The organism is Micromonospora sp. USAFONa4 (genome assembly GCF_057197825.1).
Window position 1 is genome coordinate 2,040,465 of sequence record NZ_CM170072.1, and the last position, 21,230, is coordinate 2,061,694.

Sequence of the window (21,230 nt, forward strand, 5' to 3'; positions counted from 1 at the left end):
GACGTGGATCCAGCCGGTGCCGGCGACGGAGCAGGCACCGCCGTCGGGCGCGTCGTGCCAGGTGTACGACGACCGGTGTCGTGAAACTACCGTCGCACGCATCGATGAAGGCCAACATGAAGCGGGTCTTTCCCGGCGACCGGGTGGACCTTCCCGCGCAAACGGGTACGCTGGGCCGCGTGACGCGTTCGTATCGATGGTTTAGGCAGCCGGCTCGCACGCCGGTGACTTCACCATGATCTGACGTCACCACATTCGAGCCGGCCGGGCAGGAGCTCTCGTTCCTGCCCTTTTGCGTACGAGCAGCCGGCTCGACCCGGGCACCGGCCCCGGGGCACGGTCGGCGGAAGGATTCCCACCGTGACGACCCCGGAGACCGTTCGGGTCAGCGATCAGCGGATCGACCGTGTCGTGCCGCTGACCACCCCGGCCCTGCTGCACCACGACCTGCCCCTCGACGACACGCTCGCCTCGGCCGTGCTGGCCGGGCGACGCGCGGTCGGCCGGGTGCTGGACGGCGCCGACGACCGCCTGCTGGTGGTGGTCGGCCCGTGCTCGGTGCACGACCCGGCCGCCGCCCTGGAGTACGCCCACCTGCTCCGCGACGCCGCCGCCCGGGTCGCCGACGACCTGCTGGTGGTGATGCGGGTCTACTTCGAGAAGCCGCGCTCGACGGTGGGCTGGAAGGGCCTGATCAACGACCCCGGGCTGGACGGTTCCGGCGACGTCAACACGGGCCTGCGTACCGCCCGGGCGCTCCTGCTCGACGTGCTGCGCCTGGGGCTCCCCGTCGGCTGCGAGTTCCTCGACCCGATCACCCCGCAGTACATCGCCGACACGGTGGCGTGGGGCGCGATCGGCGCGCGCACGGTGGAGAGCCAGGTGCACCGGCAGCTCGCCTCCGGCCTGTCGATGCCGATCGGCATGAAGAACCGCCCGGACGGCAGCATCGGCACCGCCGTGGACGCCATCCGCGCCGCCGGCGTACCGCACGTCTTCCCCGGCATCGACGTCTCCGGCACGCCGGCGATCCTGCACACCCGGGGCAACGCCGACGGGCACCTGGTGCTGCGCGGCGGCGGCGGGCGGCCGAACTACGACGCGGAGTCGGTGGCCGGCGCCCTGGAGCTGCTGCGGGCGGCGGGCCTGCCCGAGCGCGTGGTGATCGACGCGAGTCACGCCAACAGCGGCAAGGACCACCGCAACCAGCCGAGGGTGGCCGCCGACGTGGCGGCCCAGCTCGACGCCGGCCAGCGCGGCATCGTCGGGATCATGCTGGAGAGCTTCCTGCTCGCCGGCCGTCAGGACCTCGACCCGACCCGCGAGCTGACGTACGGCCAGTCGGTCACCGACGCCTGCATCGGCTGGGACACCACCGAGGAGGTCCTCAGCCACCTGGCCGCCGCCGTCCGCACCCGCCGCCGCGCCCCGGCCCCCACCCCCGCCTGACGCCCACCCCGACCGGGCCCGCCCCGCCCCGCCCCCGTTGATCATGAGGTTACCGGCGAAGTCGATCTTCATCACTGCCGCCAACCTCATGATCAACGGGGGCGGGCGGGAACCGGGCGGGAGCCGGGCGGGAGCCGGGCGGGAGCCGGGCGGGAGCCGGGCGGGAGCCGGGCGGGAGCCGGGCGGGAGCCGGGCGGGAGCCGGGCGGGAGCCGGGCGGGAGCCGGGCGGGAGGTGGAGATGGACAGTGCCGCCCCCGGGCCCTAGGGCTCGGGGGCGGCACCGATGTCGGTGTGCAGGTCGCCTCTCGGCGAGTGGCGCGACGCGGCTCCAGCCGGACGGTATTACGCGAAGGCAATTTAGGTGAGGCCCGGGGACACTGGCCACACCGACACCTGACCTAACCGGGAACCCGTTGCCGGTGTTCCGGCCCGCGCCATGACCGCCGTCACAGCCCCGGTGACCACTCCGCGTCGACCTGGCACGGCGCGGGCGCGACCCGGCCCAGCGCGCCGGCACAGCCCGGCCGGGCACGGCGCGGCCCATCCCGGCGACGTTTCACCGGTTCGGACGCGGGTAGCTGACCGTCGTGACCGACGACGCACCCGTGACGGACGCGCCCGTGATCGAGGAGCCGGACATCCGGCGCCTCGACGACCTCCTCGAGGATCTCTACCACGGCCAGGAGCGGATCAGTCAGGCGGACATCTACCGCCGGGCCGTCGCCGCCGAGCTTCCCGCGCAGCTCCTCACCCGCATGGCCGCCCTGCCCGAGGGCGAGTACGCCGTGGACGAGGTGGCCGACCTGCTCGGCGGTTCGGTCACCTGACGCCCGGCGGCCGGGACCGGCACGGCCCCGGCGGGCCGTGACGACCCGTCGTGGGGTGGGACCGCCGCCCACCCGTCCCCCGGCGGCGGACGGCCTTCCGCACCGGAGGCCGACGAGCAGTGAGGAGAGCGAGATGTCCCACCACGAGGAAGAGCACGAGAAGCTGCCGGCGCTCGGTCAGCCCCCCGAGGGCCGGGACACCCTGCCGGAGCCCGACTTCGCCAACGAGCACGACCGCACCGCCGTCGACCGGGACGTCATCACCGGAGCGGACGCCGACGAGCGCGAGCCGGAGGCCTCCCGCGGCTGGGCCGGCCAGGACCACGGCACGACCCCGACCTGAGGACAGCCACGACGAAGGGGGCCGGCGCAAGCGCCGGCCCCCTTCGTCGTACGTCGTCAGTCCTCGTCGTGGTCGCCGCCCTCGGCGGCCTGCTGGGCCACCGCGTATGCCATCTGGAGGAAGTCCGAGGCGGCCACGGCGGTCAGCGCGGTCGCCACCAGGCGTGTGAGCCGGGGGGCGAGCACCAGGCCGCCGGTGAACCCGGTGGCGACCCAGACGGCGAGGCAGAACGGGCAGCTCAGCAGCTCCCCGATCGCGTGCCGGGTGGAGCTGCCCTGGTCGCGGACCTGCTCCATCACCTCGCCGCTGCCGATCGGCTTGTCGTACCGGGTGAACGGCGCCCGCAGGGGGCTCGTCACCGCGTCCTTCGTCAGCAGCCGGCTCAGCTTGTGGGTGGCGATGCTGAGCAGCACCACGTCGGCCGGGGCCGGACGCTCGGGCACCGGTCGGCCGGTCGCCCTGACCAGACCGGCGATGCCGGCGGTCACCCCGGCGTAGGTTCCCATCGCCGCCAGGTACCCGCCCAGCGGCCGGTGTTCGTGCGGCGCGTACGCCTGGCGCAGCCGCGCCACCTTCTCCTTCAGGGCGGTCACCCGGTCTCCTCGATCCTCTCGGGGGGCGGTCCGGCTCAGCCGGCCTGCAGGTTGTCGGCCACCTCGCGGGCGAGACTGTCCAGCGCCTCGTCGGCCAGCCGCCCGGCGTCCGGCCCGCCGGTGAGGTCGAGCCGCATCCGGGCGCCACCGGCCTGGGCGGGCTCCACCAGGATCTCCGCCGACCAGTCCTCGGCGGCGCTCCACCGGGCCCGCAGTTCCTCGGCGCTGACCTCGTCCGCCGGGCTGCCGTCGGCCCGCAGCGGCTCGGGCAGCCACGCCGACGCCCGGGCGGGGTCGGTGGCGGTGTTGAACACGACCTCCGGCGGCGCGGACATCCCGCGCTCGGCGGACGCCATCAGGCGTCCCGCAGCCGGCTCGGGTCGACCTCGCGGCCGGGGTGCCGGGCGAGGTACTCGGTCTCCAGCTCGGCGGTGCGCCGCAGGTGGTTGGCGAGCGCGGAGTCCGCCGCGTGGCGCAGGGTGTCCAGGCGGGTCCGGTGCAGGCTGTGCATCTCCCGGATCAGGTCCTCGTCGGCCAGCTCGGCGGGGTCGACGCCGAGCAGCTCGCCGTCGGGCGGATCGGCCTCGCCGGAGGCCCTGTCGTGGACATGGTCGCCGTCCCACTCGGGCATCCGCTGCTCCGGGCTGCCGAAGTCGTCCTGCCGTACCGATCCCGTCATGATCGACCCCCTGCTCTGGTTTGGGCTCGCGTCTAGACGGATGCCCACACCGGCAGGCACCAAACCAATCCCCGCACCTACGACGCCGCGTCGGAGACCCCGGTGGTCCCCGGTACTCTCGATGCCATGAAACGGCTCTGGACCCCGGCGTGGATCGCGCGCCACGTGGCCATGGTCGTGCTCGTCACCGGTTTCCTGGCGCTGGGCTGGTGGCAGGTCAGCCGGGCCGCCGCCGGCAACGCGATCAGCTGGGGCTACGCGGTCGAGTGGCCGATCTTCGCGGGCTTCGTGGTCTTCGTCTGGTGGCGTGAGGTCCGGCACGCCCTGCGCGGGCCGGCGGCGCCGGCCGACGCGCCGGGGGAAGCGTCGACCGCCGCCGGGACGCGACCGGCCGACGCCCCGCAGGCCGCCGCGACGCGCCCGGTCGTACGCCGACCCGTGCGGGTCGCCCGCGTGTCCGCGGCTGCCGGCGGCGGCGAGGACGGCGACCTCGCCGCCTACAACCACTACCTGCAATGGCTGAACGACAACCCGGGCGCCAAGCCCGGTGACTACCCCGGCTGAGGCCGGACGCGAAAGGACGGACGACGGTGGGCGCAGCCCTGACCCGGTACCGAGTCATCGCCTGGATCGTCGGCGTGGCGCTGATCCTGCTGGTCGTGATCGGCATGCCGATGAAGTACGGCTTCGACGACCCGATCCTGGTGGAGACCGTGGGCCAGGCGCACGGCTTCCTCTACATGCTCTACCTGGTGGCCGCCTTCGACCTGTCCCGCCGGGCCGGCTGGCCGCTGAAGCGGATGGTCCTGGTGATGTTGGCCGGCACGGTGCCGTTCGTCTCCTTCTACGCGGAGCGCCGGGTCAGCAACTGGGTGACGGCGGAGCAGTCCGAGCGCACCCCGGAGCCGGTCGCCGGCTGACGCCGGTCACCGGGTGGGCCGCCACGGGTCTGCCGAGGCGAGCGGGTCCTCCCAGCCGCCGTACCGGTTCATCTCCCGGGCCCGGCGCAGGGCCCGGGAGACCTGGCCGAACTGCCGCTCGTCGTCGCTGCTGAACAACAGCACCCGGTCGCCCCGGCGTCGGCCCCACAGCTCGTACGCGGGCGGCCGCCACCGGTCGCCCGCCAGCGCGACCAGCACCGGCAGCAGGAACACCAGGCCCAGGACGAGGTACGCCCCCGCGGTGAGCCGTTGCAGCCCGCCGGTGAAGCCGAGCAGCAGGCCGACGCCGCCGATCATGGCGCCGGTGACCAGGACGGCCCGTACCGCGACGCGGTCGTGCGGGCCGCGGCCGGTCTGCAGGTGGGTCAGCTCGGTGACCTGCCAGCTGTTGCGGCCGACGGTGAAGCGGTCGACCGTCACGACGATCCCGGGTCGGGCGTAGAGGAGGGTGTTCTTCTGCGCGGTCGTCCGCGATGACCGCGTCTGTCGGGTGGCGCCTTGAGGGTTCACGGTTCTACCTCCCGCGGCTGGTGCCGGGTCGGCTCCCGTCGACGGTCTCGCATCGCCGGTCGACGGGATTCCCGGCTGCGCGCTTCATTGTGTGGCGCACGTGCCAGCCCGGAGGGCGATTTTGGCTCGCGTCCGGGGGCCGCGGTCGCGTGGCCCGCCGGTTCCGGCCGCCATGTCGGTCTTGTCGGTCATAACGGCTCACTGTCCGCCGGCATACGCCGACAACGACGAACGGCACGGATCGCCCGATCGCCGACAATAGCCGCTGCCCGCCGCAGCGAGCCGGAGGAGTCGATCACGCGCCGCACCCGTCGTGATCCGCAATTTCCGTCACTCGGCCAACATTCGACCCTGCTTCAACTGCGCATCACTCCTGCCCCGGGATAGGTTGTCCCGGTCGGCCCGGTCGATCGCCGTCCACCCGGACGGCACCGGCCCGGTGCCGCCGGGAGCGTCAGCAGCCCACGGCGGCCGATGGGAGAGGAGCCTTCCGCTCTTGTCGTCCCTCAGGAACACGCTGCGCGCCCTGGCGGTCGCCGTGGTGTCGGCCACGCTGCTCGCCCCGGCGATACCCGCCCGGGCCGAACCGTCCCCCGCCGAGCTGACCCGGCGGATCGAGAATTCCTCATCCCAGCTGGAGCACGTCGTCGAGGCGTACAACAAGCTCCGGGAGGAGATCAAGACCAACCAGGCCGCCGTGGCGCGGGTGCAGAGCCGCATCGGTCCGCTGGAGCAGGAGACCGAACGGAGCCGGGCGGACGTCGGCGCGATGGCGGTGACCGCGTACAAGACCGGCAACAACCTGAGCACCGCGGAGGCGCTGCTGCGTCCCGGCGGCGCCGACACCCTGCTCGACCGGCTGAGCATGCTCGACCAGCTCACGCGGCAGCGGCAGGCGAAGATCTCGAACTTCACGGGCAACCAGCGCCGGCTGCTCGACGAGAAGACCCGGCTGGAGGTCACGCTGGGCCGGCAGGCGGCGCAGGCCCGCGAGATGACCGCCACGAAGAAGCGGATCGAGCGCGACCTGGCCGAGCTCTACGAGCTGCGCCGGCAGGCGTACGGCCGGGCCACGGAGAAGCCTGCCGCCCGGTCCGACAGCGCGAAGGAGGCGCCGACGGTCTCGGGCAAGGCCGGCGTCGCCGTGCGGTACGCGTACGGCGCGCTCGGCAAGCCGTACGTCTGGGGCGCCGACGGTCCGAACGGCTACGACTGCTCGGGCCTGACCTCGGCGGCCTGGCGGGCGGCCGGCAAGTCACTGCCACACAACACCCGGATGCAGTGGGGGGCGGTGGCCCACATCAGCCGCAGCGAGCTGCGCCCCGGCGACCTTGTCTTCTACAGCGGGCTCGGGCACGTGGGCCTCTACGTCGGCGGCGGTCAGGTGATCGACGCGCCGAGCGCCGGGCGCAACGTGCTCAAACGGGGCATGAACCTGATGCCCATCCAGGGCTACGGTCGGGTCCGCTGACCCACACCGGCAACGCGAACGGCCGGCGTCCCCCTATCGGACGCCGGCCGTTCGCGTTGTTCCTACCCTGCTCAGGCCGCCTGCAGGCCCTCGGCCCGGGCCAGCTCGCGGAGCCGACCGAGTGCCTGGATCTCCAGCTGCCGGATCCGCTCCCGGGAGAGCGAGAACCGCGAGGCCACCTCGGTGAGGGAGTGCTCCCGGCCGTCCTCGAGCCCGTAGCGGGCCCGCATGATGCCGGCCGAACGGTCGTCGAGGTGGTTGAGCAGACCCTCGATCCGCTGCCGCTCCAGCCCCGTCAGGACGATCTCCTCCGGCGACGGCGCGTCGCTGTCGGCGACCAGGTCACCGAGGTTGGTGTCGCCGTCGTCGCCCACCGGGGTGTCCAGCGAGACGGTGTCCTGCGACCAGCGGACCAGCTCGTTGACCCGCTCGACGGTGACCCCGAGGGCCGCCGCGATCTGCTCCGGCTCGGGGTCGCTGCCCAGCTCACGGGTGAGCTGCCGGGCCACGTTGCGCATCCGGTTGACGTCCTCGACCAGGTGCACCGGCAGTCGTACGGTGCGCTCCTGCTGGGCGATCGCCCGGCTGATCGCCTGACGGATCCACCAGGTCGCGTAGGTGGAGAACTTGTAGCCGCGCACGTAGTCGAACTTCTCGACCGCCCGCACCAGGCCGGTGTTGCCCTCCTGGATCAGGTCCAGCATGGGCATGCCCGAACGCACGTAACGGCGGGCGATCGACACGACCAGTCGCAGGTTGGCCCGGATGAACAGGTCCTTGGCCCGCTCGCCCTCGGCGACCAGCCGCTCCAGGTCGTCCCGGTCGGCACCGGCGGGGACGCGGTCCTCGCCGAGCAGGTGCTCGGCGTAGAGGCCGGCCTCGATGGCCTTGGAGAGGTCGACCTCCTTGGCGGCGTCCAGCAGTGGCGTCCGGGAGATCTCGTGAAGGTAGACGCCGACCAGGTCGCGCTCCTCGGCAACCTCGTCGGTTCGCATGCCGATGTTCTTGTCCACGTTGCCCACGGTCCCCTCGCTCGCGCCGGTTGCCCGGTTCCTTGCCATCCCCACGTCCATCAGCCCTCCCCCGTAACTTCCGCTGTGCCCACCGGTGCTGACACCTACACAACAGTTGAGACGCGCCGGGGATTCCATGTCGTGAGTCGAAAGTGTCACGAATGCCTGATAATCCGCTGAGAGCGCGGTCCATGTTTGCTGTCAGCACCCCGGGTGGCGGCTCTCCGATGGGCACCACGCCAGGGGCGGCGGATCGACGTGTCGCCGTGTCCCGGTCCATGGCAGCATCGCCCCGCCCGCACACGCAGCGACCCGGGTCACCGTCGGGCTGCGATCCTCGTCACTGCGGAGTCACGCACGGCTGGACCGGTCGGTTCATCCACGCCCGTGGTAATACCCCACCCCCCGGTGAACAATCCGCACCGCGGACCCGTGCCCGTACGTGACGGGGATCGCAGGGCGGGTGCGGCGGGAGCGGGGGTGGGGTCGGCTCAGGAGGCGAGCAGGGCCAGGGCGCCGCGGACCTGGTCGGCGGAACGGGAAAGGGCGGCCCGCGCGGCGGACACCTCCACCCCGGAGACGAGCGAGACCAGCGCCACCTTCATGTCGCCGTCGGCCTCGTTGAGGGCCCGCCGGCAGATCTCCTCCGAGCAGCCGGTCGCCTCGATCAGGATCGAGATCATCCGGCCCCGGAGCTTGGCGTTGGTGGCGACCATGTCGATCATGAGGTTCGAGTAGACCCGGCCCAGCCGGACCATCACGGCCGTGGAGAACGTGTTCAGCACCAGCTTCTGCGCGGTGCCCGCCTTCATCCGGGTCGAGCCGGTGACGACCTCCGGTCCGGTGTCCACCCCGATGAAGACGTCCACCGACCGGGCGGCCTGCGCCTCCGGGTTGGCACAGAGCAGCACGGTCGAGGCCCCCTTGGCACTCGACGCGGCGAGCGCCCCCAGGACGTACGGTGTGCGTCCGCTGGCGGCGAGCCCGACCACCAGGTCCCCGGCCCGTACGCAGTCGGCGGCCTCCGCCGCGCCGCCCCGGTCGTCGTCCTCGGCGTCCTCGACCGCCCGCCACATGGCCTCCGGCCCGCCCGCGATGTGGGCGCAGAACCAGTGCCGGGGCGAGTTGAAGGTGGGTGCCAGCTCGGCGGCGTCGAGCACGCCGAGCCGGCCGGAGGTGCCGGCGCCGAAGTAGTGCACCCGGTGCCCGCCGCGCAGGGCGGTCACCGCCAGGTCCACCGTCGCGGCGATCTCGTCGAGGACGGCCGCCACCGCGCCGGGCACCCGCCGGTCCGCCTCGTTGATGACCGTGAGCACGTCCCGGGTCGACATGAGGTCGAGGTCCGCGCTGAGCGGGTTGCGCCGCTCGGTGGGCGCGCCGACCCGGATCACCGGCCGGGCCGTCACCGGGGCCGTCACCTCGTGGGGTTCCACCGCGCCCGCCGTCATGCCCGCCTCCGTCCAGGGCCGACCCGGTGCGACCGGACCGCCTCGGCTGTCGCTTCGAGGGCCTTCCTGGCCTTGGACCGGTTGCGGGCGGCCACCCCGACGAAGAGGCAGTCGACGACGGTGAGCTGGGCCAGCCGGCTCGCCATCGCGCCCGAGCGGTAGGTGGTCTCGCGGGCGGCCGTGGTGAGCACGAAGTCGGCCACCTCGGTGATCGGCGACCGGGGGAAGTTGGTGAGCGCCACCGTGGCCGCCCCCCGGGCCCGCGCCTGTTCCAGCACCTCGATCACGTCGGAGGTGGTGCCGGTGTGCGAGATGCCGACCGCGACGTCGCCCCGCCCGAGCAGCGCGGCCGACGTCAGCGCCGTGTGCACGTCCGGGAAGTAGAAGGCGGTGCGGCCGATGCGGTGCAGCTTCTGCTGGAAGTCCGAGGCGACGAAGCCGCTGGCGCCCGCCCCGTAGACGTCGATCCTTCCAGCGCCCGCGATGGCGTCGACGACCTGCTCGCAGATCGCCGGGTCGAGCTGCTCGGCCGTCTCCTCGACGGCCCGCGCGTCGTTGAAGGCGATGGTCGCGATGATCTGGGCGAGGTCGGCCCCGGGCGGGATGTCGCCGCCGACGACCCGTGCGTCGGGCGGCTCGACCCGGCGGGCGGCCTCGGCGGCGAGCCGGATCCGCAGCTGCGGGTAGCCGTCCATGCCGACCGATCGGCAGAAGCGGATGACGGTCGCCTCGGATGTCTCGGCGGCGGTGGCGAGGTCGGTGATGGTCCGACGCGAGGCGGCGGCCGGGTCGGCGACCACCAGCCGGGCGACCCGCTGCTCGGCCGGCGACAACGACGGGAGCAGGCCGCTGATGTGGACGATCAGCCCACCCGGCTCGTGACTCGCAGAAATCTTCGGACTCTTCGCCACGGATGAAACTTACTTTCACGAGGCGTGAGCGTCAACCATGACTGCGCGTATTGAGGAAAGTACCGCCCGCCCGGACGTGCCGTTTCGCCCAGCGTGCCATCCGTACCGCCCAGCGTGCCATTCCACCGAGGACGTCGCCTCCCCCGCCGGACCTGCGTGGGGAGGCCACCCGGTCGCCGCCGGCCCCCGCTCGGCCCCCGTGCAGACGATGCCATCCCGCCGCCTCCCGCGGCGCCCCGCCACCCGGCCGGATCCCCAGGCAGCCGGCCGGGGGCCCGTCGGCTCAGGTGCTCAGCCGGCCGATCGCGACCGGCTCCCCGCCCGGCGACCCGGGCACGACGGCGGAGCGCACGTCCCGCCCGTCGGACGACGGGCCGTCGCGACCGTCGGTCAGCCGGCCGTCGCGACCGTCGGCGGACGACCCCAGCCAACCCGCCAGGTGGGCCTGGATCTGCCGGGAGACCTCCTCCGGCGGGCGCCCGGCGTCCACCACGACGAAGGTCGGATACTCCGGCAGGGTCCGGTACGCGGTGTCGGCGGCGGTCAGGTAGCGCATGCTCTCGTGGTCGGTGCCGCGCTGCTCGATCCGCCGGTACGCCTCGGCGGGATCGACGGTCAGCAGGAAGGTCAACTGCGGTCGCGGGAACATCCGGTAGCCGGCGCGGGCCAGCCGCTCCCAGCGCTGGCCCCCGTGCGCCCGGATGCTCGCGTACTGGCACGCGGAGTAGCGGTCCATCACCGCGACCCGGCCGGTGGCCAGGCAGCTGAGCAGGGCGAGGGCGATCGCCAGCCAGCGGAGCACGGACTCCACCGCCAGCATGCCGCTGCGCCCGACGAGCCGCTGCGCGTCCGGGCGGCCGAGGCGGTGCGCGAGGCGGCCCAGCCAGCGCCGCCCGCCGGCGTTGCGGTGGTAGGTGGCGGGGCGGCCCGCCGCGGTGAGCGCGTCGGCGAGCCGGTGCGCCTGGGTGGTCTTGCCCGAGCCGTCGATGCCGATCAGGGCGACGGCGCGCAATCGGGCCCTGCCGCGCCGCGCCCCCGGTGATCTGGACACTCTGCACAGGCTATCCGACCCGCGCTCGCGTACCCGGAGATTTGTGCCGTGTCCTCCCGGTTGACCCCGACCGTGCCACCTGCCAGGTGTGGCCCGCCGGGATGCCGGGTACCGGAGTTGGATCAGCCGCCCACCACCATCGACGGGAGACGCCAATGGCAGAGCGCGGGGACGAGAGCCTGGTGCACACGTTGAAGAAGGTCGCCGCCGTGCTCAAGCAGGAAGAGATTCCCTTCGCGCTCGGGGGCAGCTTCGCGGTGTACGCCCACGGCGGTCACTCCAGCGACCACGACGTCGACTTCCTGATCCGGGAGGCCGACGTGGAACGGTCCCTCGAGGCGCTGGTCGCGGCGGGCTTCACCGCCGAGCGGCCGCCCGAGGACTGGCTGGTCAAGGTGTTCGACGACGGCCGCATGGTGGACCTGATCCACCGGCCGATCGAGACGCCGGTGACGGAGGAGACGTTCGCCGACACGGTCGTACGGCCGGTCGACGCGATCCACATGCCGGTGCTCTCGGCCAGCCAGCTCATGGTGCACAAGCTGCTGAGCTTCTCGCAGCACTACTGCGACTTCGCCCGTGGCCTGCCGCTGGCCCGTTCCCTGCGGGAGCAGATCGACTGGGAACGGGTACGCAAGGAGACGCAGCACTCCCCGTACGCGGAGGCGTTCCTGGTGCTGCTGGACCGGCTGGAAGTGGTGCCGCACTCCGGCACCGGCGAGGGAGAGGGGACACCGTGACCGAGCACCGCGACGTCGCCACCGGCCCGCCCGACGAGTACGTCGAGGCGGAGATCCACCGGCTGCTCGCCGAGGACCCGGACGTGGCCGAGCAGGGGATCACCGTGGTCCGCCGGGAGCGCGGCCTCGTGCTCTACGGCGAGGTCGAGAGCCCGCACCGGCGCGAGGAGATCCTGCGCCGGGTGGCCGAACGCTTCCCCGACGTGCCGGTCACCAGCGACATCGGGGTGATCCGCGCGCAGGCGCCCACGGAGATCGAGCAACTGCCCTGAGGAGGTTCCATGGTGATCCGGATCGCCGCCGTGGGCGACGTGCATCTGGACGAGGACGTGGTCGGCCGGTTCCGGCCGGCACTGGACGAGCTGCCCGAGCACGCCGACGTGCTGTTGCTCGCCGGCGACCTGACCCGGCACGGGACGGAGTCGGAGGCCCGGTGCGTGGCCACCGAGTTCGGCGGGCTGGGCGTGCCGGTGGTGACCGTGCTGGGCAACCACGACCACCAGTGCGACCAGGTGCCGCAGGTGGTCAAGGTGCTCGAGGACGCCGGGATCACCGTGCTGGAGGGCAACGGCGTCGTGTTGGACTGCGCCGGCGGCCGGCTGGGTGTGGCCGGGGTGAAGGGGTTCGGCGGGGGGTTCGCCGGCCGCTGCGCCAGCGACTTCGGCGAGCCGGAGATGAAGGCGTTCGTCCGGACCACCACCCAGAGCGCGGACGCCCTGTCCGCCGCCCTGCGGGGACTGGAGTGCGACGTGGTGGTGGCGCTGACCCACTACGCGCCGGTGCCCGACACGCTCGCCGGTGAGCCGCTGGAGATCTACCCGTTCCTGGGCTCGTACCAGCTCGGGCAGGCGATCGACTCGGCGCCGACCGCGCTGGCCCTGCACGGGCACGCGCACGCCGGCTCCGAGCGGGGCACCACGCCCGGCGGGGTACGCGTCCGCAACGTCGCCCACCCCGTGATCAAGCAGGCGTACAGCGTCTTCCACCTGGGCGACCAGCTCGATCACGCGCAGGTTTCCGGCGTCGGCGGGTCGGGTATTCAGCAAACATGGAGCTGATTCTCTGGATTCTCGCAGTCGTACTCGTGGTCGCCGGCATCCTCGCGCTGTTCCGGCGGCAGATCCTGTGGGGCGTCGTCCTCATCGTGGTCGGCCTGCTCGTCGGGCCGGGTGGTGTGAGCATCTTCAATTGACGAGGCGGCTACAGGCCGCCGTTCAGGACCCACCGGGGTCGTCGTGACCGGAACTCCGTCCTCCCGACAGGAGCATCCGGACACGACGACCCCGGTGTCATGCCTGCCGGTTGGTGAGCGCGGGTTTACCGTCCACCCCCAGCGGACATATCCCCACCATGGAGATGTCCAGGAGCGCTGAACGGACCGGCGGCGCCCGGCAGTGGTGGGCGCTGCTCGGCTTCGGGGCGGCGGTGTTCGTCGCCGCGGCGATCGGCGGGCTGGGTGTGCAGGGCACCTCGGCCGAGTACGCGAGCCTCGAACAGCCCGTCTGGGCTCCCCCGTCCTGGCTCTTCGGACCGGTCTGGAGCCTTCTCTACGCGATGATCGCGGTGGCCGGCTGGCTGGTCTGGCGGCGGGTCGGCTTCGGCCCGGCCCTGTGGGCGTGGATCGCCCAGCTGGTGCTCAACGCCGTCTGGACGCCGCTCTTCTTCGGCGCCGGCCGCTACGGGTTGGCGTTCTTCGAGATCCTGCTGATGTGGGTGGCGATCGGCGTGACGGTCGCGCTCTTCCGCAGGGTGTCCCGCCCGGCGACCCTGCTGATGCTGCCCTACTGGGCGTGGGTCACCTTCGCGGCCGCCCTCAACTTCGCCATCTGGCGCCTGAACGGCTGAGCGCCAGCTGGCGCCTGAACAGCTGAGCCGGGCGACGGAGGGCACGACGACGGAACGGGGCCCCGGCGTGCAGCCCGGGCCCCGTCATCCGTTCAGCAGCGGGGTACGCCGGGGATGTAGCCGTCGGAGCCGGTGTAGACGTACGCGTCGGCGATGAATCGGCCGGCGCCGATCCGGTCCCAGATCGTGCTGGTGCCGTAGGTGCCGGTGACGCTGGTGCCGCTGGTCTGGCACTGGATGGTCACCCGGGTGCCGTCGGCGACGGTGCCCACCGCGGCGTAGCCGGTGCCCGGGCCGGAGCGGACGGTCAGCGGCGTACCGGCGGTGTTGACCGTGCCGGAGCCGGAGCTGCTGCCGCAGCCGTTGTCGCTGGAGTAGTTCTTGGTGCCCCAGTAGAGGGCGAGCGCGCCGTTGAACCGCACCTGGATGTCGGCGCCGTTGAGCCGCTGCTCGTAGTGCAGGTGCGGGCCGGTCGAGCCGCCGGTGCTGCCGACCCAGCCGATCACCTTGCCGTAGCCGACCGCCTGGCCCACGGAGACGTTGAAGCCGTTGAGGTGGGCGTAGTAGGTGTGGTAGCCGCCCGCGTGGCTGATCCGGACGTACTTTCCGTAACTGGTGCCGCCGAGGTCCGTGACCCGGTCGACGGTGCCCGGCGCGCTCGCCACCACCGGGTCGCCCAGGTCGTCGGTCCGGTTGAAGTCGATCGAGTACGCCGGGCTGTGGTTCGTCCGGGTCTGCCCGGACCAGGACTGCCCGCACGGGAACGGGACCTTGAACGTGGGGGCCGCCATCGCCGGGGCCGCCGGGACGACCAGCGCGCCCACAGCCAGCAGACCGGCCGCCAGCAGGCCCAACCACCGCTTGCCCATCCAACACCTCCTATGTCGAAATCCTTCGATCACTGACCTCCAGAGTGTCAGAAAATGACATCGATGGAAAGGGGTCGAATTCCCGTGTGGGAGCGTGCCCAACAGGGGGTTTACGGGTTTCCGGATTGTTACTCGCTCGTGTCCGGATAGGGGTGGACCAGGCCAGATGCAAGCGCTTACATGTGGTGACGCCCATCGGACCGGCGCGGGTTCGATCCCTGACGCGCCGGCAAGGAAGGAGAACGGCATGGCGTTTGCCAGATCACGCCAGGCTCTCGCGATCGCCGGCGTGCTGGGGCTGGCGCTGAGCGCCACCGCCTGCGGCACCGGCAGCGACAAGAAGAGTGACACCGCAGGCTCCGCGGAGTGTGCCGCATACGAGAAGTACGGCGACATCGACGGCAAGAAGGTCAAGATCTACTCGTCCATCCGGGAGATCGAGGCCGACCGCCTCGACCAGTCCTGGAAGCAGTTCGAGGACTGCACCGGCATCGAGATCGACCACGAGGGCAGCGGCGAGTTCGAGGCGCAGCTCAACGTCCTCGTCGACGGCGGCAACGCCCCCGACCTCGCGTTCATCCCGCAGCCGGGCCTGCTCAAGCGCTTCGTCGACTCGGGCAAGCTCAAGCCGGTCGGCGCCGAGACCAAGAAGATGGCCGAGGAGAACTACCCGGCCGACTGGCTGAAGTACAGCACCGTCAACGGCCAGTTCTACGGCGCCCCGCTCGGCTCCAACGTGAAGTCCTTCGTGTGGTACTCGCCGAAGACCTTCAAGGAGAAGGGCTGGACGGTCCCGACCAGCTGGGACGAGCTGATCAAGCTCAGCGACCAGATCGCGGCCACCGGCACCAAGCCGTGGTGCGCCGGCATCGAGTCGGGTGAGGCCACCGGCTGGCCGGCCACCGACTGGATCGAGGACCTGATGCTGCGGACGCAGACCCCCGAGGTCTACGACCAGTGGGTCACCCACGGCATCCCGTTCAACGACCCGAAGGTCGCCGAGGCCCTCGACAAGGCCGGCACCATCCTCAAGAACGAGAAGTACGTCAACGGCGGCTTCGGCGGCGTGAAGAGCATCGCCACCACCTCCTTCCAGGAGGCCGGCGTGCCGATCACCACTGGCAAGTGCGCGCTGCACCGCCAGGCGTCCTTCTACGCCAACAACTGGCCGCAGGGCACCAAGGTGGCCGAGGACGGCGACGTCTTCGCCTTCTACTTCCCGGCGATCGACGCCAGCAAGGGCAAGCCGGTGCTGGGTGGCGGCGAGTTCGTCGCGGCCTTCAACGACCGGCCCGAGGTCCAGGCCGTGCAGACCTACCTCGCGTCCGGTGAGTACACCAACAGCCGTGCCAAGATCGGCGACTGGGTGTCGGCCAACAACAAGCTCGACCTGGCCAACGTCCCCAACCCCGTCGACAAGCTCTCCGTGCAGATCCTCCAGGACAAGTCCAGCGTCTTCCGCTTCGACGGCTCGGACCTGATGCCGGCGGCCGTCGGCTCCGGGACGTTCTGGAAGGCCATGGTCCAGTGGATCAACGGCAAGGACACCGCGACCGTGCTCCGGGACGTCGAGACCAGCTGGAAGTGATCTGACCGGTGGGCCGGTCCGCGGGGACGCGGGCCGGCCCACCGGCCGGTCAAGGACCTGGGAGGGTCGATGGAGTTCGACTTCGCTGCGGAACAGCCGAAGTTCCTCATGCTGATGTACGGGCTGATCGCCTTCGTCGCGGTGGTGGGCGGTCTGCTCCTGCTCCTCGACGTGGTGCCGGCCTGGTTCGCCCGCCGCCGGGAGGCGCAGCTCGTCGCTGCCTCCGCGAGCGGCGCCCCGATCCCCCGCCGGCGCAAGCCGCGCGAGGGTGTCTTCGCGCTCTTCTTCCTGCTGCCCACGTTGCTGCTGCTCGCCATCGGGCTGGTGGTCCCGGCCGTCCGCACCCTGTTGCTGTCGTTCATGGACCAGGGCAGCGACAACTGGGTCGGGCTGCGCAACTACGGCTGGATGTTCTCCGAGGACTCCATCGTCCGCGTGTTGATCAACACGCTGATCTGGGTGCTCCTCGTCCCGCTGGTGGCCACCACGTTCGGCCTGCTCTACGCCGTGCTGGTGGACAAGGCCCGGTTCGAGGCGGTGGCCAAGTCGCTGATCTTCCTGCCGATGGCGATCTCCTTCGTCGGCGCCAGCATCATCTGGAAGTTCGTCTACGCCTACCGCGGTGACGGGCAGGAGCAGATCGGTCTGCTCAACCAGATCGTGGTCAGCCTCGGCGGCGAGCCGAAGCAGTGGCTGCTCAACCCACCGCTGAACACGCTGCTGCTGATCGTGATCATGGTCTGGATCCAGGCCGGTTTCGCGATGGTGGTGCTCTCCGCCGCGATCAAGGCGATCCCCGCCGACATCGTGGAGGCGGCCCGGCTCGACGGGGTCACCCCGTGGCAGATGTTCTGGCAGATCACCATGCCGAGCATCCGGCCGGCGCTGATCGTGGTCGTGGTGACGCTGTCGATCGCCACCCTCAAGGTCTTCGACATCGTCCGGACGTCCACCAACGGCAACTACGACACCAGCGTGATCGCCAACGAGATGTACAACCAGGCGTTCCGCTACGGCGAGAACGGGCAGGGCTCCGCCCTGGCGGTCTTCCTGTTCGTCCTGGTGATCCCGATCGTGATCTACCAGATCCGCAACATCCGTCAGCAGCGGGAGGGCTGAGATGACCACCGCGACGCCCACCGTCGCCGCCGGCACCCAGAAGACCGGCGGGCGGGGCACCAGCACCGCCGGGCGGGTCCGCAGGCGGCTGAACAGCCGTACCGCGACGCTCGTCTCGATCGTCATCGCGGTGTTCTGGACCATTCCCACCTTCGGCCTGTTCATCTCCTCCTTCCGGCCCGAGGACGAGATCAAGAGCACGGGGTGGTGGAACTTCTTCACCAGCCCGTCGTTCACCCTGGACAACTACCAGGAGGTGCTGTTCGGGCGCTCCTCGTCGTCCGGGCAGCTCGCCAGCTACTTCATCAACTCGCTGGCGATCACCATCCCGTCGGTGCTCTTCCCGATCGCCTTCGCGGCCCTGGCCGCGTACGCCCTCGCCTGGATCAACTTCCGGGGTCGGGACTGGCTCTACATCGCGATCTTCGCGTTGCAGATCGTGCCGCTGCAGATGGCCCTGGTGCCGCTGCTGAAGTTCTTCTCCACCGGCGTCACCGTCGGCGGGATCACCGTCCTGCCGGCCTGGGACCTGGTCGACGAACAGAAGTTCGCGCAGGTGTGGTTCGCGCACACCTGCTTCGCGCTGCCGTTCGCGGTCTTCCTGCTGCACAACTTCATGGCGCAGCTGCCCGGTGAACTGATGGAGTCGGCCCGGGTCGACGGGGCCACCCACCCGAAGATCTTCCGCAGCATCGTGCTGCCGCTGATCACCCCGGCGCTGGCCGCGATCGGCATCTTCCAGTTCCTCTGGGTCTGGAACGACCTGCTGGTCGCGCTGATCTTCGCCGGTGGCGGCGACGAGACCGCCCCGCTCACCGTCCGGCTGGCCGAGATGGCCGGCACCCGGGGCAACGAGTGGCAGCGGCTCACCGCCGGCGCGTTCGTCTCGATCGTCGTACCGCTGATCGTCTTCCTGTCCCTCCAGCGCTACTTCGTGCGCGGCCTGCTCGCCGGCAGCGTCAAGGGCTGAGGCGTCTCCGCCGCCGCCGGTGACCCGGCGGCGGCGGAGCTGCGCGGAGCGGGGGGATAGCGTGACGAGGATCGATGATGTCGCACGCCTGGCCGGGGTCTCCACCGCCACCGTGTCCCGGGCGCTGCGAGGGCTGCCGACGGTCTCGGCCGCGACCCGGCGCCGGGTGCTCGCGGCGGCCGAGCAACTGGAGTACGCCGTCTCGCCGAGCGCCTCGCGGCTGGCTGGCGGGCGCACCGGCACGGTCGCCGTCGTGGTCCCCCGCATCACCCGGTGGTTCTTCGGCACCGTCGTCGAGGCGGTCGAGGACATCCTCCAGCAGGCGGGCTACGACCTGCTGCTCTACAACCTCGGCGGGCGGGAGCAGATCCGTCAGCGGGTGCTGCGCACCGCCAACCTGCACAAGCGCGTCGACGCGATCATGCTGGTCGCCACGCCGCTGCGGCCCGCCGACCTGACCGCCCTGACTAAGCTGAAGCTGCCCGGGGTGACCATCAGCTCCGGCACGGTGGTGCCCGGCTGGCCCTGCGTACGCATCGACGACGTGGGCGTCGCGCGGACCGCCACCCGGCACCTGCTCGACCTGGGGCACCGGCGGATCGCCCACATCTCCGGCGACCCGGACGACGAACTGGCCTACACCACCCACCTCGACCGGCGGCGCGGCTACCGGGAGGCGCTGCGCGACGCCGGAATCGACCCGGATCCCTGCCTCGACGTCGAGTCGCAGTTCACCATCAGCGGCGGCACGCGGGCCACCGAGGAACTGCTCCGGCGCGGCGACCCGCCGACGGCCATCTTCGCGGCCTGCGACGAGATGGCGATGGGGGCGATGACCGCGCTGCGCGACGCCGGCCTGCGGGTGCCGCAGGACGTCAGCGTGATCGGCGTCGACGACCACGACCTGGCCAGCGTCCTCGGGCTGAGCACGATCGCCCAGCCGGCGGCGGAGCAGGGCCGGCTCGCCACACGGATCCTGCTCGACCCGCTGCACGGCCGGGCCCTGCCGCCGGGGAGCACCCCCTACCTCGACACGCCGGGATCACCGGTGATCCTGCCCACTCGGCTGATCGTGCGTGAATCGACCGCACCGCCCCGGGCACACTAACGGGAAACCGGCCACGCCCGGCAGCATCCGACCGTCCGGCTCGACACACGGGAGAAGGCCCTGAACAGCAACCCGACGCACCAGGACACGCCCGCCGGCCCGGCCACCGGTTGGTGGACCAGGGCCACCATCTACCAGGTCTACCCGCGCTCCTTCGCCGACTCCGACGGCGACGGGATCGGTGACCTGCCCGGCATCACCGCCCGCCTGGACCACCTCGTGGAGCTGGGCGTGGACGCGCTCTGGCTGTCGCCGTTCTACCCGTCGCCGCAGGCCGACGCCGGGTACGACGTGGCCGACTACCGGGACGTGGATCCGCTCTTCGGCACCCTCGCCGACGCCGACCGGCTGATCGCCGGGGCGCACTCGCGCGGGCTGCGGGTCATCGTCGACCTGGTGCCCAACCACACGTCGTCGGCGCACGAGTGGTTCGCCGCGGCGCTCGCCGCCGCACCCGGCAGCCCGGAGCGCGACCGCTACGTCTTCCGCGACGGCCGGGGGCCGGACGGCGCGCAGCCCCCGAACGACTGGCAGAGCGTCTTCGGCGGGCCGGCCTGGACCCGCGTCGACGGGGCCGACGGCCGCCCCGGCCAGTGGTACCTGCACCTGTTCGACTCGGGTCAGCCCGACCTCAACTGGGACAACCCCGAGGTCCGGGAGGAGTTCCTGGAGGTGCTCCGGTTCTGGCTGGACCGCGGCGTCGACGGCTTCCGCGTCGACGTGGCGCACGGCCTGATCAAGCAGGCCGACCTGGCCGACTGGCAGGAGCCGCAGGAGATCCTCTCCGGTCAGGAGATCGACAAGCCGCGCCCGCCGATGTGGGACCAGGAGGGCGTGCACGAGATCTACCGGGACTGGCGGCGCGTGCTGGACGGCTACCCCGACGAGCGGATCCTGGTCGCTGAGGCGTGGGTCGAGCCGGCCGAACGACTGGCCCGCTACGTCCGCCCGGACGAGATGCACCAGGCGTTCAACTTCGAGTACCTGCTGGCCGCGTGGACCGCCCCGGCCCAGTACGCGGTGATCACCCGCTCGCTGGAGGCCACCGACGCTGTCGGCGCCCCGACCACCTGGGTGCTCTCCAACCACGACGTGGTCCGGCACGCCTCCCGGCTGGGGCTGCCGATCGGCGGCAAACGGCCCAACGGCATCGGCATCGGCGACCCGCAGCCGGACGCCGCGCTCGGCCTGCGCCGGGCCCGGGCGGCCACCCTGCTGATGCTCGCCCTGCCCGGCTCGGCCTACCTCTACCAGGGCGAGGAACTGGGCCTGCCGGAGCACACCACGATGCCCGACGAGGCCCGTCAGGACCCGACCTGGGCGCGCAGCGGGCACACCGAGCGGGGTCGCGACGGCTGCCGGGTGCCGATCCCGTGGGAGGCCGACGCCCCCTCGTACGGCTTCGGGCCGACCGACGCGAGCTGGCTGCCGCAGCCGTCGCTCTGGGCCGAGTACGCCCTGGACCGGCAGCGGGACACGCCCGGCTCGACGTACGAGCTGTACCGGACGGCGCTGCGGCTGCGCCGCGAACACCGGCTCGGCGAGGGCCCGCTGGAGTGGCTCGCCTCCGGCGACGAGGTGCTCTCGTTCCGCAACGGGGGGCTGACCGTGCTGACCAACTTCGGTGACGCCGCCGTGCCGCTGCCCGCCGGGTCCGAGCTGGTGCACGCCAGCGCCCCGCTGGACGCCGACGGCGCCGTGCCCACCGACGTGACGGTCTGGGTCCGCCCGGCCTGACGTGTAAGGAAGGGCAC

The 21,230-nt window shown here is 71.9% G+C and carries 25 protein-coding genes; 16 read left to right on the plus strand and 9 right to left on the minus strand.

Translation table 11 applies throughout. The features are described 5' to 3' along the window. The first annotated feature begins 351 nt into the window (after positions 1 to 351). From AC0OO9_RS08480 to AC0OO9_RS08490, 3 genes are all read left to right on the plus strand, one after another. Positions 352 to 1,449 (plus strand): 3-deoxy-7-phosphoheptulonate synthase, encoded by a 1,098-nt coding sequence (locus AC0OO9_RS08480; RefSeq protein WP_132239395.1) that lies wholly within the window; start codon positions 352 to 354, stop codon positions 1,447 to 1,449. Positions 1,450 to 2,028: 579 nt separating this feature from the next. After that, positions 2,029 to 2,277 (plus strand): hypothetical protein, encoded by a 249-nt coding sequence (locus AC0OO9_RS08485; RefSeq protein WP_207914538.1) that lies wholly within the window; start codon positions 2,029 to 2,031, stop codon positions 2,275 to 2,277. Positions 2,278 to 2,410: 133 nt separating this feature from the next. Beyond that, a complete protein-coding gene (locus AC0OO9_RS08490) occupies positions 2,411 to 2,620 on the plus strand; it encodes a hypothetical protein (protein ID WP_132239399.1) in 210 nt (69 codons plus the stop codon). 56 nt (positions 2,621 to 2,676) lie between these two features. Here the strand turns inward: AC0OO9_RS08490 and AC0OO9_RS08495 are convergent, their stop codons facing one another. From AC0OO9_RS08495 to AC0OO9_RS08505, 3 genes are read right to left on the minus strand one after another with little or no spacing between them, the layout of a single operon-like run. After that, entirely contained in the window at positions 2,677 to 3,213 is a 537-nt protein-coding gene (locus AC0OO9_RS08495; protein ID WP_132239401.1) for a DUF1360 domain-containing protein, read from the minus strand. Positions 3,214 to 3,248: 35 nt separating this feature from the next. Beyond that, positions 3,249 to 3,569 carry a hypothetical protein gene (locus AC0OO9_RS08500; protein ID WP_311411986.1) on the minus strand — a complete coding sequence of 107 codons (321 nt, stop codon included), beginning with the start codon at positions 3,567 to 3,569 and terminating at the stop codon, positions 3,249 to 3,251. Further along, positions 3,569 to 3,895: a DUF6158 family protein gene (locus tag AC0OO9_RS08505; RefSeq protein WP_132239489.1), complete on the minus strand. Its 327-nt coding sequence runs from the start codon at positions 3,893 to 3,895 to the stop codon at positions 3,569 to 3,571. Before AC0OO9_RS08505 ends, AC0OO9_RS08500 begins: the two co-directional genes overlap by 1 nt. Positions 3,896 to 4,018: 123 nt before the next feature. Between AC0OO9_RS08505 and AC0OO9_RS08510 the strand changes: the two genes are divergently transcribed. Both AC0OO9_RS08510 and AC0OO9_RS08515 read left to right on the plus strand, forming a co-directional pair. Next, positions 4,019 to 4,456 (plus strand): hypothetical protein, encoded by a 438-nt coding sequence (locus tag AC0OO9_RS08510; protein ID WP_484516770.1) that lies wholly within the window; start codon positions 4,019 to 4,021, stop codon positions 4,454 to 4,456. A 26-nt stretch (positions 4,457 to 4,482) separates the two neighbouring features. Then, a complete protein-coding gene (locus tag AC0OO9_RS08515; RefSeq protein WP_311411988.1) occupies positions 4,483 to 4,812 on the plus strand; it encodes a DUF3817 domain-containing protein in 330 nt (109 codons plus the stop codon). Positions 4,813 to 4,818: 6 nt separating this feature from the next. Here the strand turns inward: AC0OO9_RS08515 and AC0OO9_RS08520 are convergent, their stop codons facing one another. Beyond that, positions 4,819 to 5,343 (minus strand): DUF6232 family protein, encoded by a 525-nt coding sequence (locus tag AC0OO9_RS08520; RefSeq protein ID WP_484516772.1) that lies wholly within the window; start codon positions 5,341 to 5,343, stop codon positions 4,819 to 4,821. A gap of 496 nt (positions 5,344 to 5,839) precedes the next feature. On the opposite strand from AC0OO9_RS08520, the gene AC0OO9_RS08525 reads away from it, so the two are divergent. Further along, on the plus strand, positions 5,840 to 6,814 hold the full coding sequence (locus tag AC0OO9_RS08525) for a C40 family peptidase (protein ID WP_484516774.1): 975 nt from the start codon (positions 5,840 to 5,842) through the stop codon (positions 6,812 to 6,814). Positions 6,815 to 6,885: 71 nt separating this feature from the next. On the opposite strand, the gene AC0OO9_RS08530 is transcribed toward AC0OO9_RS08525, so the two are convergent. From AC0OO9_RS08530 to AC0OO9_RS08545, 4 genes are all read right to left on the minus strand, one after another. After that, a complete protein-coding gene (locus tag AC0OO9_RS08530; protein ID WP_207914530.1) occupies positions 6,886 to 7,875 on the minus strand; it encodes a sigma-70 family RNA polymerase sigma factor in 990 nt (329 codons plus the stop codon). A 443-nt stretch (positions 7,876 to 8,318) separates the two neighbouring features. After that, the gene (locus tag AC0OO9_RS08535; protein ID WP_484516776.1) at positions 8,319 to 9,275 is read right to left on the minus strand and encodes an N-acetylmuramic acid 6-phosphate etherase; all 957 of its coding nucleotides are present in this window, start codon (positions 9,273 to 9,275) and stop codon (positions 8,319 to 8,321) included. Next, positions 9,272 to 10,186 carry a MurR/RpiR family transcriptional regulator gene (locus AC0OO9_RS08540; RefSeq protein ID WP_484516778.1) on the minus strand — a complete coding sequence of 305 codons (915 nt, stop codon included), beginning with the start codon at positions 10,184 to 10,186 and terminating at the stop codon, positions 9,272 to 9,274. The genes AC0OO9_RS08535 and AC0OO9_RS08540 overlap by 4 nt, the downstream gene beginning before the upstream one ends. Before the next feature lie 283 nt (positions 10,187 to 10,469). After that, on the minus strand, positions 10,470 to 11,237 hold the full coding sequence (locus AC0OO9_RS08545) for a dTMP kinase (protein ID WP_484516780.1): 768 nt from the start codon (positions 11,235 to 11,237) through the stop codon (positions 10,470 to 10,472). 101 nt (positions 11,238 to 11,338) lie between these two features. Between AC0OO9_RS08545 and AC0OO9_RS08550 the strand changes: the two genes are divergently transcribed. The 5 genes from AC0OO9_RS08550 to AC0OO9_RS08570 all read left to right on the plus strand — a co-directional run bounded on the left by AC0OO9_RS08550 (position 11,339) and on the right by AC0OO9_RS08570 (position 13,822). Continuing rightward, complete coding sequence (locus AC0OO9_RS08550) at positions 11,339 to 11,977, plus strand: nucleotidyltransferase (RefSeq protein WP_484516781.1); 639 nt, start codon at positions 11,339 to 11,341, stop codon at positions 11,975 to 11,977. Beyond that, the gene (locus AC0OO9_RS08555) at positions 11,974 to 12,249 is read left to right on the plus strand and encodes a hypothetical protein (RefSeq protein WP_132239421.1); all 276 of its coding nucleotides are present in this window, start codon (positions 11,974 to 11,976) and stop codon (positions 12,247 to 12,249) included. Before AC0OO9_RS08550 ends, AC0OO9_RS08555 begins: the two co-directional genes overlap by 4 nt. 9 nt (positions 12,250 to 12,258) lie before the next feature. Next, positions 12,259 to 13,035, plus strand: a complete 777-nt coding sequence (locus AC0OO9_RS08560; RefSeq protein WP_484516783.1) for a metallophosphoesterase family protein — start codon at positions 12,259 to 12,261, stop codon at positions 13,033 to 13,035. Next, positions 13,026 to 13,169, plus strand: coding sequence for a GPGG-motif small membrane protein (locus AC0OO9_RS08565; RefSeq protein ID WP_165947907.1), 144 nt, complete (start codon positions 13,026 to 13,028; stop codon positions 13,167 to 13,169). Before AC0OO9_RS08560 ends, AC0OO9_RS08565 begins: the two co-directional genes overlap by 10 nt. A 158-nt stretch (positions 13,170 to 13,327) precedes the next feature. Beyond that, entirely contained in the window at positions 13,328 to 13,822 is a 495-nt protein-coding gene (locus AC0OO9_RS08570; protein ID WP_484516785.1) for a TspO/MBR family protein, read from the plus strand. Positions 13,823 to 13,914: 92 nt separating this feature from the next. On the opposite strand, the gene AC0OO9_RS08575 is transcribed toward AC0OO9_RS08570, so the two are convergent. Then, positions 13,915 to 14,691 (minus strand): peptidoglycan DD-metalloendopeptidase family protein, encoded by a 777-nt coding sequence (locus AC0OO9_RS08575; RefSeq protein ID WP_421453925.1) that lies wholly within the window; start codon positions 14,689 to 14,691, stop codon positions 13,915 to 13,917. 247 nt (positions 14,692 to 14,938) lie between these two features. On the opposite strand from AC0OO9_RS08575, the gene AC0OO9_RS08580 reads away from it, so the two are divergent. The 5 genes from AC0OO9_RS08580 to AC0OO9_RS08600 all read left to right on the plus strand — a co-directional run bounded on the left by AC0OO9_RS08580 (position 14,939) and on the right by AC0OO9_RS08600 (position 21,213). Next, positions 14,939 to 16,279, plus strand: a complete 1,341-nt coding sequence (locus tag AC0OO9_RS08580) for an ABC transporter substrate-binding protein (RefSeq protein WP_484516788.1) — start codon at positions 14,939 to 14,941, stop codon at positions 16,277 to 16,279. 69 nt (positions 16,280 to 16,348) lie between these two features. Continuing rightward, the gene (locus tag AC0OO9_RS08585) at positions 16,349 to 17,398 is read left to right on the plus strand and encodes a carbohydrate ABC transporter permease (protein WP_132239431.1); all 1,050 of its coding nucleotides are present in this window, start codon (positions 16,349 to 16,351) and stop codon (positions 17,396 to 17,398) included. 1 nt (position 17,399) lies between these two features. Beyond that, positions 17,400 to 18,368, plus strand: coding sequence for a carbohydrate ABC transporter permease (locus AC0OO9_RS08590; RefSeq protein ID WP_484516790.1), 969 nt, complete (start codon positions 17,400 to 17,402; stop codon positions 18,366 to 18,368). A 61-nt stretch (positions 18,369 to 18,429) separates the two neighbouring features. Continuing rightward, on the plus strand, positions 18,430 to 19,476 hold the full coding sequence (locus AC0OO9_RS08595; RefSeq protein ID WP_484516792.1) for a LacI family DNA-binding transcriptional regulator: 1,047 nt from the start codon (positions 18,430 to 18,432) through the stop codon (positions 19,474 to 19,476). Between the two features lie 60 nt (positions 19,477 to 19,536). Then, a complete protein-coding gene (locus AC0OO9_RS08600; protein ID WP_484517891.1) occupies positions 19,537 to 21,213 on the plus strand; it encodes a glycoside hydrolase family 13 protein in 1,677 nt (558 codons plus the stop codon). The last annotated feature ends 17 nt before the right edge of the window (positions 21,214 to 21,230 follow it).

Coding starts and splice junctions, on each gene's coding strand:
- AC0OO9_RS08585 (WP_132239431.1), top strand. CDS start 16,349: ATGGAGTTCGACTTCGCTGCGGAACAGCCGAAGTTCCTCATGCTGATG.
- AC0OO9_RS08510 (WP_484516770.1), top strand. CDS start 4,019: ATGAAACGGCTCTGGACCCCGGCGTGGATCGCGCGCCACGTGGCCATG.
- AC0OO9_RS08590 (WP_484516790.1), top strand. CDS start 17,400: ATGACCACCGCGACGCCCACCGTCGCCGCCGGCACCCAGAAGACCGGC.
- AC0OO9_RS08565 (WP_165947907.1), top strand. CDS start 13,026: ATGGAGCTGATTCTCTGGATTCTCGCAGTCGTACTCGTGGTCGCCGGC.
- AC0OO9_RS08580 (WP_484516788.1), top strand. CDS start 14,939: ATGGCGTTTGCCAGATCACGCCAGGCTCTCGCGATCGCCGGCGTGCTG.
- AC0OO9_RS08550 (WP_484516781.1), top strand. CDS start 11,339: ATGCCGGGTACCGGAGTTGGATCAGCCGCCCACCACCATCGACGGGAG.
- AC0OO9_RS08530 (WP_207914530.1), bottom strand. CDS start 7,875: ATGGCAAGGAACCGGGCAACCGGCGCGAGCGAGGGGACCGTGGGCAAC.
- AC0OO9_RS08575 (WP_421453925.1), bottom strand. CDS start 14,691: ATGGGCAAGCGGTGGTTGGGCCTGCTGGCGGCCGGTCTGCTGGCTGTG.
- AC0OO9_RS08560 (WP_484516783.1), top strand. CDS start 12,259: ATGGTGATCCGGATCGCCGCCGTGGGCGACGTGCATCTGGACGAGGAC.
- AC0OO9_RS08490 (WP_132239399.1), top strand. CDS start 2,411: ATGTCCCACCACGAGGAAGAGCACGAGAAGCTGCCGGCGCTCGGTCAG.
- AC0OO9_RS08500 (WP_311411986.1), bottom strand. CDS start 3,569: ATGGCGTCCGCCGAGCGCGGGATGTCCGCGCCGCCGGAGGTCGTGTTC.
- AC0OO9_RS08570 (WP_484516785.1), top strand. CDS start 13,328: ATGGAGATGTCCAGGAGCGCTGAACGGACCGGCGGCGCCCGGCAGTGG.
- AC0OO9_RS08535 (WP_484516776.1), bottom strand. CDS start 9,275: ATGACGGCGGGCGCGGTGGAACCCCACGAGGTGACGGCCCCGGTGACG.